10 protein-coding genes are annotated in these 12,873 nt (G+C 34.8%); 4 read left to right on the forward strand and 6 right to left on the reverse strand.

Annotated features, from left to right (window positions below; translation table 11 throughout):
* Positions 1–35 precede the first annotated feature (35 nt).
* Positions 36–1,694, forward strand: a complete 1,659-nt coding sequence (locus CEY12_RS09865) for a ribonucleoside-diphosphate reductase subunit alpha (RefSeq protein ID WP_089027535.1) — start codon at positions 36–38, stop codon at positions 1,692–1,694.
* Positions 1,695–1,844: 150 nt separating this feature from the next.
* Here CEY12_RS09865 and CEY12_RS09870 read toward each other — a convergent pair whose 3' ends face one another.
* Entirely contained in the window at positions 1,845–5,030 is a 3,186-nt protein-coding gene (locus CEY12_RS09870) for a TonB-dependent receptor (protein WP_089027536.1), read from the reverse strand.
* 430 nt (positions 5,031–5,460) lie between these two features.
* Between CEY12_RS09870 and CEY12_RS09875 the strand changes: the two genes are divergently transcribed.
* The 3 genes from CEY12_RS09875 to CEY12_RS09885 all read left to right on the forward strand — a co-directional run bounded on the left by CEY12_RS09875 (position 5,461) and on the right by CEY12_RS09885 (position 8,904).
* Complete coding sequence (locus CEY12_RS09875) at positions 5,461–7,500, forward strand: T9SS type A sorting domain-containing protein (protein ID WP_089027537.1); 2,040 nt, start codon at positions 5,461–5,463, stop codon at positions 7,498–7,500.
* Between the two features lie 98 nt (positions 7,501–7,598).
* Positions 7,599–8,489 carry a DUF72 domain-containing protein gene (locus CEY12_RS09880; protein ID WP_089027538.1) on the forward strand — a complete coding sequence of 297 codons (891 nt, stop codon included), beginning with the start codon at positions 7,599–7,601 and terminating at the stop codon, positions 8,487–8,489.
* A 184-nt stretch (positions 8,490–8,673) separates the two neighbouring features.
* Entirely contained in the window at positions 8,674–8,904 is a 231-nt protein-coding gene (locus tag CEY12_RS09885) for a hypothetical protein (protein ID WP_089029840.1), read from the forward strand.
* A gap of 95 nt (positions 8,905–8,999) precedes the next feature.
* Here CEY12_RS09885 and CEY12_RS09890 read toward each other — a convergent pair whose 3' ends face one another.
* From CEY12_RS09890 to CEY12_RS09910, 5 genes are all read right to left on the reverse strand, one after another.
* Complete coding sequence (locus CEY12_RS09890) at positions 9,000–9,593, reverse strand: hypothetical protein (protein WP_089027539.1); 594 nt, start codon at positions 9,591–9,593, stop codon at positions 9,000–9,002.
* Between the two features lie 39 nt (positions 9,594–9,632).
* Positions 9,633–10,277 carry an HD domain-containing protein gene (locus CEY12_RS09895; protein WP_089027540.1) on the reverse strand — a complete coding sequence of 215 codons (645 nt, stop codon included), beginning with the start codon at positions 10,275–10,277 and terminating at the stop codon, positions 9,633–9,635.
* Entirely contained in the window at positions 10,270–11,118 is an 849-nt protein-coding gene (locus tag CEY12_RS09900; RefSeq protein WP_089027541.1) for a serine aminopeptidase domain-containing protein, read from the reverse strand. The genes CEY12_RS09895 and CEY12_RS09900 overlap by 8 nt, the downstream gene beginning before the upstream one ends.
* Positions 11,119–11,207: 89 nt before the next feature.
* Positions 11,208–12,101, reverse strand: coding sequence for a ribokinase (locus CEY12_RS09905; RefSeq protein WP_089027542.1), 894 nt, complete (start codon positions 12,099–12,101; stop codon positions 11,208–11,210).
* Positions 12,102–12,158: 57 nt separating this feature from the next.
* Positions 12,159–12,794: a DUF4241 domain-containing protein gene (locus CEY12_RS09910; protein WP_089029841.1), complete on the reverse strand. Its 636-nt coding sequence runs from the start codon at positions 12,792–12,794 to the stop codon at positions 12,159–12,161.
* Positions 12,795–12,873: the final 79 nt, after the last annotated feature.

The following is a 12,873-nucleotide window of genomic DNA, read 5'->3' on the forward strand; positions in this document are numbered from 1 at the left end:
AATAAAGTATTCAGGAATTCGAAAATATAACAACTATGGAGGAACAAAACACAAATATATGGTGGCTCAACGAGGAGTCTGAGCAAATGCTGAACAGAGGGTATCTGTTAAAAGGGGAAACTGTAGATGGGGCAATTGACAGAATTACAACTGCTGCTGCCAAAAAATTATATAAACCGGAATTACAGCCGGCTTTCAAGGAAATGATCACTAAAGGGTGGATCAGTTTCTCTTCTCCGGTTTGGGCTAATATGGGAACTCAAAGAGGTCTTCCTATCTCTTGTTTCAACGTTCACATTCCAGACAGTATTGAAGGGATTACCCACAAAATGGGTGAGGTCATCATGCAGACAAAAATTGGAGGTGGAACTTCTGGATATTTCGGGGAGCTTCGTAACCGAGGAACTGCAGTGACTGATAATGGAAAATCTTCAGGAGCTGTTTCTTTCATGAAATTGTTTGATACTGCAATGGACGTGGTTTCACAGGGAGGAGTAAGAAGAGGAGCTTTTGCTGCATATTTGGATATCGACCATGGAGATATTGAAGAATTTTTATCAATCAAAGATATCGGAAGCCCGATCCAGAATTTATTTACAGGAATCTGTGTTCCGGATTACTGGATGCAGGACATGATCGATGGTGATATGGATAAGCGTAAGATCTGGGCAAGAGTTTTAGAAAGCCGTCAGCAAAAAGGTCTTCCTTATATTTTCTTTACAGACAATGTAAATAGAAATAAGCCACAAGTTTACAAAGATTTAGGATTAACTGTAAACGCAAGTAATCTTTGTTCTGAAATCATGCTTCCTTCGACAAGAGAGGAATCATTTATCTGCTGTTTATCTTCCATGAACTTAGAATTGTATGATGAGTGGAAAGATACGGATGCTGTAAAATTAGCTGTTTATTTCTTAGATGCTGTTTTAACTGAATTTATTGACAAAACAGAAGGAAACTATTATCTGCAGGGAGCGAGAAATTTTGCATTGCGTCATAGAGCTCTTGGGCTAGGTGCTTTAGGATATCATTCTTATTTACAGAAAAACATGATTCCGTTTGAAAGTTTCGAGGCTACTCAGTTCAATGCAAGAGCTTTTAAACATATTAAAGAACAAGCAGAACAGGCTTCAAGAGAATTAGCTAATATCTATGGAGAACCTGAATTATTGAAAGGTTACGGGTTGAGAAATACTACGGTAATGGCTATCGCTCCTACCACTTCAAGTTCAGCTATTTTAGGACAAACTTCTCCTGGAATTGAGCCTTTTGCATCTAACTATTACAAAGCTGGTTTGGCTAAAGGAAACTTTATGCGTAAGAACAAGTATCTGGCAAAATTATTAGAAGAAAAAGGACTTGATAATGAAGAGACATGGAGAACTATTATGTTGAACCATGGTTCTGTTCAGCATTTAGCTGAGTTGTCTGAAGAAGAAAAAGCAGTATTCAAAACATTCAAGGAGATCTCTCCAATGGAAATTATTTCTCAGGCTGCTCAAAGACAACAGTATATTGACCAGGCACAATCATTAAACTTACAGATTCCATCTACAATGCCTGTAAAAGATGTCAACTACCTGTACATCGAGGCATGGAAAAAAGGAGTAAAAACTTTATATTATCAAAGAAGCTCATCAGTATCTAAAGAAATGATGGTGAACTTTGTGTCTTGTTCAAGCTGCGAAGCTTAGACTACAAATAATAAACATTTATATATGAAGCACGTTTTTTTAACGTGCTTTTCTTATTTACTAAATCCAATAAAGTCTGGTGGTTGATATAACATAAAAAAAAGCCCGGAAAGAAAATCCGGACTCTTGAAAGAATATATAAAGTAAAAATTAAAAATTATATCGAACTCCGATCTGTGCCTGGAATCTTGATGCAAACTGATCAATTGTGTATGGTAATCCCGGAGATTTGAAGTTATAGGTTGGATCTCCCGCACCTGGCTGTCCTGTAGCAACATTTCCAACTTTTGTTAATCCTACACTTGCTGTCGAGTTGAAGGTATTAGGTACAAAATATACTTTACCCCAATCTTTATTTAACAGGTTCGTGAAGTTGATGATGCTTAAAGAAATCTGTAAAGTATTCTTAGACTTCTCACTCAATCTTATTTCATCCATAATTCGGATATCAGCTTGTATATTCCACGGAGTTGTATCTCCATTTCTTTGAGTAAATGTTCCTCTTCTGCTGCTCAGATATTTGTTACTATTAACAAAATTTTCATAATCAGCAATTTGCTGTTGAGCAGACACTAACACTGTACCTGCAGCATCTTTTATTGGAACAATATACTTCGCTGCTTCAGCAGCATCCTTGAAGATATAAGCCAATCCGGCAGCCTGTCCTGTATTGGCAATTGTACTGTTGATGAAGCCCCAAGAAAATGGATTTCCTGATTGAGCATTAAAATATACGTTCGCGGATAATCTGTTAGATTCAGAAACATTGAAGCCATATCCCAGATTCGCAACGATTCTATTTTTAATAGCAAAGTTAGAAGTTGTTAGCTGAGGGTTATTAGGTGTCAGAGACTGATTCATCTGCCAGTTACTTTCCATTGAGTTTCTGATCCCGTTGGTAATATCTTTTGCATCTCCATAAGTATATGCTGCAAAGAAGTTAAATCCAAAATTGTAAGATTTAGAAATCTGTGCGGTTACATTATATCGGTATCCTTCTTTTGTGTTGGATAACATATAAGCGTTAGAGAAATTACTATTAATGTTAGTCGTATAAATAGGCATTTGGTGGTTTACATCATAACTATAATACGTTACATTATCAGTTTTATTCACCTGCTGGAATTTCAGGTCATAAAGTACCTTGGTGTAAATACCTTCTAATGTCAGTTTATATCCTCCAACAGTATAATCAACCCCTAATGAACTTCTCCATACTTTAGGCATCTTAAAATTGTTGTCAATAAGGTCTACCTGAACTTTAGAAGAATTTTGCCAGTTAGCAAAATTACCACTTACCAATGGATCTCCGTTTGTAGCTAACTGAGCAGCTGTTGGTCCATTATAATCATAACTACCGAATCCTACCCCATCATTATAATAAGCGTATCCTAACCATGCAAAAGGTATTCTTCCTACGAAAATACCGGAACCTCCTCTCAATACAACAGATCTATTTTCTGTAAGATCTAAAGTAAATCCTAATCTAGGAGAAAATGTTGGTTTGTTAAGGTATTTATTGGTAAGCTGGTTTAAAGGTGTATAGCTATACGTATTTCCCATATTAGGATCTACAGGGGAATTATTAACCTGCGAACTTAAAAGGGGTTTGTTTGGTAAATCTGTATAGTCTACTCTTACTCCTGGAGACAAACGCAGTCTTCCCCAATTAATCTCATCCTGCAAGTATAATGAAAGGAGATTAACTTTATATGAAGCATATGGATTATTGAAAAGCGTTTCTCTGTTTTCTCCATTAAATGGATAAGTTCCTCTTATTCTCGCTGGCTTTGAATTATAGAAATCGTCCAGATTCTTGTAAGAGATCCTTCCATTCAGAGCATTTACAAAACCATAATCGATATTGTACAATTCGTTATGCGTTCCCAATAAAAAGGTATGATGACCTGTCTTATACGTTAAGTTATCAGTGATTTCAAATGTTTTCTGTTTCATATTGAAAACCGTAGCCTCTCTGTCATTCCCTAACAAAATAGTCCCTCCATTATAACCGATTTCCACCTGTGGGAACATAGCATTAGAAGAGGTAGGGTCTCTGTAATCATTAATAGAAGAATATCCTAATACTAAGTTATTATTCCATTTATCATTAAAACGGCTTTTCAACTCCAAAGTAGTGGTTGAGGCATTGTTCTTCTGAATGTAATCCATGCTTGAAAATCTGAAGTTGGCATTATCTCTTTCAAGATTTGAAGCTTGTGAAAACACGGTGTTATTCTTAATGGATAATGTATGTTTATCATTAATCTTCCAGTCTAACTTGTTAAAAAGCTTCGCACTTTCTGAAAAGTTAGTATACTGATTGAAACTTCCAACATTAAAGCCATATTTACTACGTACAAAATCCGATATCTGCTGGGCAACTGTATTATTAACCAATCCATTAGGATCATCAGCATTATAGAAAACAGGATCTTTTCTCTTTGTATATTCAAGATTCGTGAATAAGAATACCTTATCTTTTACAACAGGTAAACCTACTCTCCCTCCATAAATGAAATCTTCGAAAGAGCTTGGCATCTTTGAATTATCTCCTACTCTGTTTTTCCCCGTGATAGAAGCATTACGCCCATACACATAAAAAGATCCCTCCACATTATTACTACCACTACGGGTAACTGCATTGATACTTCCTCCAAGGAAGTTTCCTAATTTTACATCGTAAGGAGCAATATAAACCTGCACGTCCTGGATCGCATCCAAGCTTATTGAATTTGAACGGGTACTGCTTCCCGGCATTCCGGATGTTCCGGTTTGACCTCCTAAAGAGGGACTAAAACCAATGGCATCATTATTAATTGATCCGTCAATGGTAACGTTGTTATAACGGAAGTTGGTTCCATTAAAAGAATTGTTAGCACTCTGCGGAATTAGTTTGGTAACATCCTGGATCCCTCGGTTAATATTAGGCAATCCCGAGATTTGTGCCTGACTTATTCCAACACCGTTTTTTACAACAGTTCGTTTAGAAGTAAGCTTTACCTCATCAATTACTTTTTCTCTATTCTTAATTTCCACTACGGGCAGATCATTACTTCCTAATGAAAGCTGCACATTGGTATTCGAATAGATAACTTGTGAACCGTCAGAAATCTCTATCGTATAAGGTCCTCCGGGTTGTAGATTATCCAAACTAAATTGTCCTTTGTTGTTACTTTTAGTTTCAAAGGTACTGTTGGTGGGAAGGTGAATTACTTTTACAGTAACTTCAGAATTAATTCCTTTTAATCTCCCGAAAATTTTAGAGCTGGTTTCCTGCGAAAATGCTAAGCCAAATGACAAGAGAGCAAAAGCACAGATTATTTTTCTCTTCATATTTTTTTATACTTCTAAATTGTACGGCAAAATTAGAAGCAACTGAGAGGAAGTGTGGTAACATACAGTTAACATTATATAACATAATGTTTAATATTTCCTTAAAAAAAACTTAATTACTTTACGAAAATTTAGCTTACAAATTTCCATTAACCTATTAAAAACAAATATTTTACTTATTAAAACTCATTTTACATTGAATGAACGCAATGTGAACGATCTCTTTTTTTATTAATTTTTTGTCTTTTTTTTAATTCTGGAAATATTTCAAAAGATGATTACGTATTAGTACGGTTAAAAAATATAGTAGTATTACTATAGTATTATTTCTAAGTTACTGGTCCTTAAAATATAGTACTTTTGTAGGGTTAGGTTTCTATATTCCCTTTATAAAATCTGACTTTATAAATAACCCCTTTAAAAACACAATATGTACAAAATGTTACTTACTTTTTGTGTAAGCCTATCTTGTATAGCTTACTCTCAGAATCTTAATTTTACAGATTTAAAATTTAAGGCTTTACTATTGAGTTCGGGTCCGAATAATTCAATAGCGAAAGATATCAATGGTAATAATATTAAAATTGATACCAATGGAGATGGCCAGATTCAGGTTATGGAAGCCCAACAGGTGAAGACTTTAAATATAAAATTTAATCTGCCTCCCCTTTCCCAAAATCTTCCGGATCAAATCACCGATGCTCTTCTTTTCCCCAATATGGAGGAACTTTATATCAATGATACAAAGTCGGCAGTAATTAATTTTATTAATAATAATAAGATTAAAAAAGTTCTTTATACAGGAAGTGGAGGATTTGTAAATAACGCAGGTGCTGTTCATCTGGTCCCTATCGATTTTTCATTTGAAAACTGTCCTTCAGTAGAGAACATCAATGATTTTGTTGCAGATATTAACCTGTCACCTTATAATCCTTCTACAATTCTGAGATACAAAAATTGTCCTCTGATTAAAGATGACATTACTTTAAGCAATAAAAATATAAAGGAACTCCATATTATGAACTGTGGTATCAAAACATTGACCTTCATATCGTGTAAACGCCTAAGCAAGATCAATGTTCCTCATCTTAGTTCCTTAACAAAAATATCTGTTTCAGGCAGCAATGGATCATCACTGACAAACACCAACCAGAACATCAGCCTTATTGCTAATCATTGTACAAATCTTGAAGAAATTACAGCAGACACGGATCACTATGATACAACAGGAGCCTATTTTACTTCCGTAAATTTAAACGGCTGTTCTTCGTTAAAAAAGATCAAAGGCCTGAATGCATCTTCTGTTAACTTTTCCAACGCCGGGCTGATCAACCTTGAAGAATTAGATGCTTCATTCTACAACAGGTATGGTTATAATACGACATCGGGAGTTTATTTTGGAAATGTCAGCTCTTTAAATGTATCGGGTCTTCCAAAACTTAAAATACTAAAAGCTTTTAACCAACCGATCGTTAATACAGTTAATTTCACTGCAGCGAATGCATTAGAAAATATAGATATTACAAACTCTTGTGGCTATATGAGTGTTTTGAATGTCAGTAATCTCTCTAACCTTCAGACTCTAAAAGCAGACATTCCTGGCAATTTAAACGTTTTGAGTACACATACGGATCTGCAACAAATCTTAGCACAAAACTGTTCTGCTTTGATCACCCTGACTATAAACGGAAATAAGGATCTGAAAAGTTTAAACCTGCAAAACTGCTCAAATTTACAGACTCTGAACCTTGGTGCCGGTCTACCCGGAAATTCTTCTTTTGATAACTTTTCAGAATTAAATACATTGAATATCAGTCAGTGTACATCGTTGAAGGAATTGGGAATCACGTATTCAAAAGTTTCTTCTCTAGATTTCTCACAATGCCCACAGCTGGAATCTGTCGACTTAGAGTATAATTCTTTATTAGCCGATATCGATACTTCACAAAATAGTCTGTTGAAATATGTAACCCTTCGCAGCTGTCCTCTTTTAACCAACTTAAACCTGTCACACAATTCTATTTTAGAAGCGATCGCATTCTATAATATGTCTGGTTTGACCAATGTGAATATTAAAAATAGTTCTTTGGAAGGATGTGATTTTTTTGGTTACAACAGCCAATTAAACATGTGTGTTGATGCTGATCAGCTCGCTGATTTACAAGCAGGATATCCGGACATTACTTTTAATACGAATTGTCCTACTATCCTTGCAAAAGATGTAAAACAGGATAATATGACCACAGGTATAGATATTTTTCCCAATCCTGTAAAAGATGTGTTTCAGATAAGGTCTCAGGAACCTATAAAAAATATAAAAATACTCAGCAGTCTGGGAACATTGCTGTTGGACCAGGACACTAACAAAAACACTGTTAAATTAGATATTTCCAGCTACCTCAAAGGTGTTTATATTATTCAAATAAAAACAGAAAAAACAGAAATATCCAAAAAGATAGTGAAAGATTAGCTTCTATTCCTATTGCCATACTTTCACAGAAAATCATAAAATATTTGTCTGGTTTTATTCTATATTTGTTATACAGTTAATTCTTAAAAACTTCAAATATGAAATTCGGACAAGTAGAAGATCCTTCAAAAATAGATTTTACATTACCTAAAGATCACGCCAGAACTAAAGAAATTCTGAAGCAAAATAAAAAAGGATTAGAAAATATCTCTATAGGATGTGCTAAATGGAATAAAACCGATCTCAAAGGATTTTATCCAAAAGGAACAAAAGATGAATTGACCTATTATGCAACCCAGTTCAATTCTATTGAACTAAACGCTACATTTTACGGAATGCCTACACCTGATCAGGTATTGACATGGAAGGAAAAGACCCCTGCGGACTTTAAATTCTTTCCAAAGATTACAAATACCGTTTCCCACTTCAGAAGACTCATAGATGTTACCGAACCCGTTACCCAATTTGCAACTTCGGTTCTGAACTTCAATGAAAAGCTGGGAATGGTATTCCTTCAGCTGCATGATAATTTTAAACCAAAAGACTACGACAGATTAGAAAAGTTCGTTAAAGAATGGCCAAAAGAAGTGCCCTTAGCAATAGAACTTAGAAACACAGACTGGTTTACAGATGAAGATATTTTCAATACAACCTGTGACCTTTTTGAAGCTCACAACATCACTAATATTATTGTGGACACTGCTGGAAGAAGAGATATGCTTCACATGAGGTTAACGACACCCAATGCATTTATCCGTTATGTGGGAGCTAATGCAGAAAGTGACTATGAAAGACTCGATGATTGGTTACAACGGGCTGCCCAGTGGAAGAAAGAGGGTCTTCAAAATCTGTACTTTTTTGTTCATCAAAATATTGAAAAAGCATCTCCATTATTATCAGCTTATTTAATAAAAAAAATGAACGAGGAGTGGAAAACTGATCTACACGTCCCAAAAATGGCAACCGAAGGGACACAAACTCTATTTTAGCATCAAAAAATCATTAGCTATTTAATCATTTCCTTTAAGATTTTATAGCTATTTTTTTATTTTTATAATAAATATATCACCAAATAGTGTAAAAATAAGTTTATTTATAAAAACTTATTTTTTTCACTTATAAATGATATATTGTGATACAATCCCTTATATCAACTACATAAAATCAAAAATTATGGAAAAAGAAATTTGCACGATCAGTATCACAAACAATTCACTTGGTGACAACTATACCTTTTACGAAGATCAGAAGATTAAGAGAATCTATGACAGTAATAGTCAGCATCAGGATATAACAGAATGGTTAACCTATGATCAGATAAGCAGTCAAAGTAAAGATAAGCTCGTTAAAAACTGCCCGGAAGAACTTAAGGAAAAGATCATGATCATTTTAAATTATCCATAACCAGAAAGAGGATAACAAAATAAGATTCTATCAAAAAAAAGATGATTTGCAAAAGTTTGCAAATCATCTTTTTCCTTTACAGCAAAGAGCTTATTTTATTTTTTTGTTCTAACGAGTAAAACTAAATTGAGAAATAATAAAAGAAAATCCAGAGCCACCCATATTCCAAGTTTTACATTTTCATAGTTATAGGCCTCCACCAGCTTTTTAGCTCTTTCAGAAAGCTTTGCACTTTGGTTGATGTAGTTATTGACCTCCACAATCTGATCAATGTTCTTGTTGGGAACAGAATGTTGTGAAAAATAAACCAGGTTCTTTTTTCCTAAATATCCAATGATCCAATATTCATCCGATTTATCCATCTTCAGATATTCAATCCTGTAATATTCCGGACGTATCTTTCCGATATGCTTTGCTTCATGCATTTCATTTTTATCCGGATTATTGATATTGATAACATAAAAATCAAGGGTCTGTGGAAGCTTATTAATAACCTGCAGACCCACAGCATTATTCACGACTCCCACCGCACTTTTTTTGATAAACCAATACGTAAAAACCGAAATAGAAAAAATAAGTGTTGCAATACGAAATAATTTCGCCCATTCAGCACCTTTTCCTGATTTTACCTTAGATAAAATAAGAGAAAAAATAGAACAGAGAAAGATAACAAAGATGACTAATCCCATATTGCAAATATACTGATTTAAGAATTTTCAGAGAGAATGTTAATCAACATTCCATTCTTTATAAAATTGATCCAGAAATTTCAGCATAACATTATGTCTTTCCTGAGCCAGTTCTTTTCCTTTTTCTGTATTCATTAGATCTTTTAAGAGTAAGAGTTTTTCATAAAAATGATTGATCGTAGTTCCGTCAGATTTTTTGTATTCCTCTTTAGACATATTCAGCTTCGGTTCAATATCCGGATGATACATCAGGTTATTTTTGAACCCTCCGAAATTAAATGTTCTGGCAATTCCAATCGCTCCTATCGCATCGATTCGATCGGCATCCTGAACAATTTTCAGTTCAATAGGCAAATCCTGAGGAACCTCTCCTCTATTCTTGAATGAAATATTTTTAATAATAAATAAAACCTGCCCAATAATTTCTTCTGATACCTGCTGTTTCTCCAAAAATTCACGGGAAACTTTCAATGCTATTGTTTCATCACCGTTATGAAATTTAGGATCTGCAATATCATGAAGTAATGCTGCTAATTCTACTACTTCTTTATTACAATTTTCATTTTCAGCAATCTTTTTCGAAAGTTTCCAGACTCTTTCGATGTGAAACCAGTCATGCCCGGCTTCTGCGCCTTCTAATTTTTCCTTTACAAATTCTACGGTCTTTTCAATTGTACTACTCATTATGTATTAATTCATTTAAAATAATATTCCAAAGCTTCATATTATAGCTCCTAAAAAAATTCACATGCCCAATTTCTCCTTTTTCCGATTCGGAGGTCTTTATCAGGCGATAAGTAGGCTTAAGATTAGGATAAGTATCATTCAACAGGCTCTTAACTCCTTTATCGGTCAGCCACACATCATCTTCAGCTCTTATGACAAAAACCTTTTGTGCTAATTCTTTAGAATAATCATCAATTTTCTCCAACAAACTGTTGGTTGATTTTTTATTCAAAATTAAGGTTCTCCAGTCATAAGCGCAATTTTTAGGAAGACTTTCTCCCAATCCAAACCAATGAGCCGGAAAATAGCCCAGAAGTTGTGTAGACAAAGGCTGTGCGATCCCAAAACCGAGATAAGCTTCAATTTTTGTTTTAAATTTTAAATTACCCACAAAAGCATTTTGTGTTCCCACGAAGAATAATTCTTTAAAGATTTCGGAATCCTTATTCATTCCCAGGATCAAAGCCCCCACAGAATGTCCCAGACAATACTTTTCATAGGCTGTAAAACGGGTTCTGATATAGGTGGTCACTGCCTTATAATCTTTAGCCCCCCAAATTCGCATGGATGCATTAAAACCTTTCATATGATCTGGCTTTGAAAGTCCTATTCCCCGGTAATCATAAGTGATCACCGTAAAGCCCTTTCCTGAAAAATACTTTGCAAAGGAAAAATACACCTGTTGTTTTACGCCGGTAGCAGAATTAATCAATAACAACTTGCTATTGCTTTTCTCAGGCAGAAAAAGATGGGCGACAATAGAAATATCATCTGTTGTTGTGAGAATCAGTTTTTCCATAGTTTAAAAAGAAAAAATCCACTCAAAAGTGGAAATTTTACTGTTCATTTTATGTGAATTGATACACTTTCGATATGTAATAAATAGCTTTAGGCAATGTAATCCGACATTCTTGGTAATCCTGTCTGTGATCCTTTTGTTGTAGAAACTTTTAAAGAAACTTCATTTCCGAACTTTACACATTCCTCAATCGGATTATTATGGCAGAGTGCAATAGCAAATCCTGATGTAAAAGCATCCCCCATTCCCATTTTATGGGCTGTTTTGTTATCATTGTGATCTCTAAAATACTTCATTTCCGTTCCATCAAAATAAATCGTGGAATTGGTATCATCCCTTACAAATACTTTGTTGAAATATTTTTCAAGAACCTGCTCTTTTTCTTCTTCACCAAAAACAATATAAAGCTCACTGCTTTTAGCAACTACAAAATCCACACTTTCTAAGATTTCCTCACTCACCTTCATTGCTGGTGAAGCATACAATCCTACTTTTTTCCCGTACTTCTTAGCCTTTCTTATGGTGTATTCTACTACTTCCAAAGAGACTTCCAACTGAACCAGAATAAGATCTACCGTATGGAAATACCTGTCAGCATCTTCGATATGTTTTATGCTTAGTAACTTGTTTGCTGCAGGTACTACAACAATTGCTGCATTACCGTTGGAAGTTGTTACATATGCTGTTCCCGTTGCTTCTCTATCCGTTTCTGCGACAAAACCTACATTCACATTCTCATTGACAAGATTTCGCATGATCTGCTGTCCCAGAGGATCCATCCCTACACATCCAATGAAATATACACTTGCTCCCAATCTTGCAGTTCCTACAGCCTGATTGGCTCCCTTTCCACCAAAGTAACTATCCGAGTTGATCGCTAAAACAGTATCATTAGGAGCTGGAAGCTTTTCTGTTTCTAAGACCAGGTCTATTGAAGAGCTGCCAACAACTATAATTTTGGGTTGTACTGAGGAGAAGTTCATTTTCGTTAAATTGATTAATACAAAAATATAAAAATAGGAATACTAATATAAAAATAATTAACTTATTTCAATAAATTCCGTCACCACCTTTACCGGGGCATTATTTTTATCATAAGCGATATAGCTTGCGTAGAAACCTTCCCCATATCCAGTCTCAAAAGCGAAGATCGTTCCCGGATGCTCTTCAGCTGGTTTTAAAAAGGCATATTGGTCAATCGCTCCATTTTCATCAAAAAAGTATTCATGAAAAAACTCTTCATAAATCCCCATAAAATCAACTCCTTTGCTATGGTATAATCTTTTTTCAAGCTCATTAAGCTTTTCCTGAGTGTCTACATCCATAAAACATCCCATTCCGCTTTCTACAGGGTAACCAAAAATTTCCTCATCAGCAAGGTCTTTAATATTCTGACCAGCAGTAGTTGCAAGCTTCCAGTCGGATATCTCAGAATTACTGAAAATGATCTCAGCATAAGCCACACAATTACTCTCTCTTTCTTTATGCAGTAATACAGAAAAATCTCCTTTTGGAAATTCTGTAGAAAAAGGCTGCATATCATTCGTGATCAAAGGATCACAAGCCACCAGTTTTCCGCTGGAAAGGTAAATCTTTCCGACTTCAAAACTTTCTAATAGGGGACTTTCTACAAAGTCTCTTGAGAATAGCTTTTTTATATTTTCTATGTGTGTCATTTTATTATAATTGTTTCTTTTTGTCAGGCTGAGCGGAGTCGAAGCCTCCTTTATCAAAATTATCCGAATGACTATCATT

This window comes from Chryseobacterium sp. T16E-39 (assembly GCF_002216065.1).
Lineage (GTDB): Bacteria > Bacteroidota > Bacteroidia > Flavobacteriales > Weeksellaceae > Chryseobacterium.

Excerpts from the sequence above, each read along its gene's own strand:
- CEY12_RS09865 (WP_089027535.1), top strand. The coding sequence starts at position 36 with ATGGAGGAACAAAACACAAATATATGGTGGCTCAACGAGGAGTCTGAG.
- CEY12_RS09870 (WP_089027536.1), bottom strand. The coding sequence starts at position 5,030 with ATGAAGAGAAAAATAATCTGTGCTTTTGCTCTCTTGTCATTTGGCTTA.
- CEY12_RS09875 (WP_089027537.1), top strand. The coding sequence starts at position 5,461 with ATGTACAAAATGTTACTTACTTTTTGTGTAAGCCTATCTTGTATAGCT.
- CEY12_RS09880 (WP_089027538.1), top strand. The coding sequence starts at position 7,599 with ATGAAATTCGGACAAGTAGAAGATCCTTCAAAAATAGATTTTACATTA.
- CEY12_RS09885 (WP_089029840.1), top strand. The coding sequence starts at position 8,674 with ATGGAAAAAGAAATTTGCACGATCAGTATCACAAACAATTCACTTGGT.
- CEY12_RS09890 (WP_089027539.1), bottom strand. The coding sequence starts at position 9,593 with ATGGGATTAGTCATCTTTGTTATCTTTCTCTGTTCTATTTTTTCTCTT.
- CEY12_RS09895 (WP_089027540.1), bottom strand. The coding sequence starts at position 10,277 with ATGAGTAGTACAATTGAAAAGACCGTAGAATTTGTAAAGGAAAAATTA.
- CEY12_RS09900 (WP_089027541.1), bottom strand. The coding sequence starts at position 11,118 with ATGGAAAAACTGATTCTCACAACAACAGATGATATTTCTATTGTCGCC.
- CEY12_RS09905 (WP_089027542.1), bottom strand. The coding sequence starts at position 12,101 with ATGAACTTCTCCTCAGTACAACCCAAAATTATAGTTGTTGGCAGCTCT.
- CEY12_RS09910 (WP_089029841.1), bottom strand. The coding sequence starts at position 12,794 with ATGACACACATAGAAAATATAAAAAAGCTATTCTCAAGAGACTTTGTA.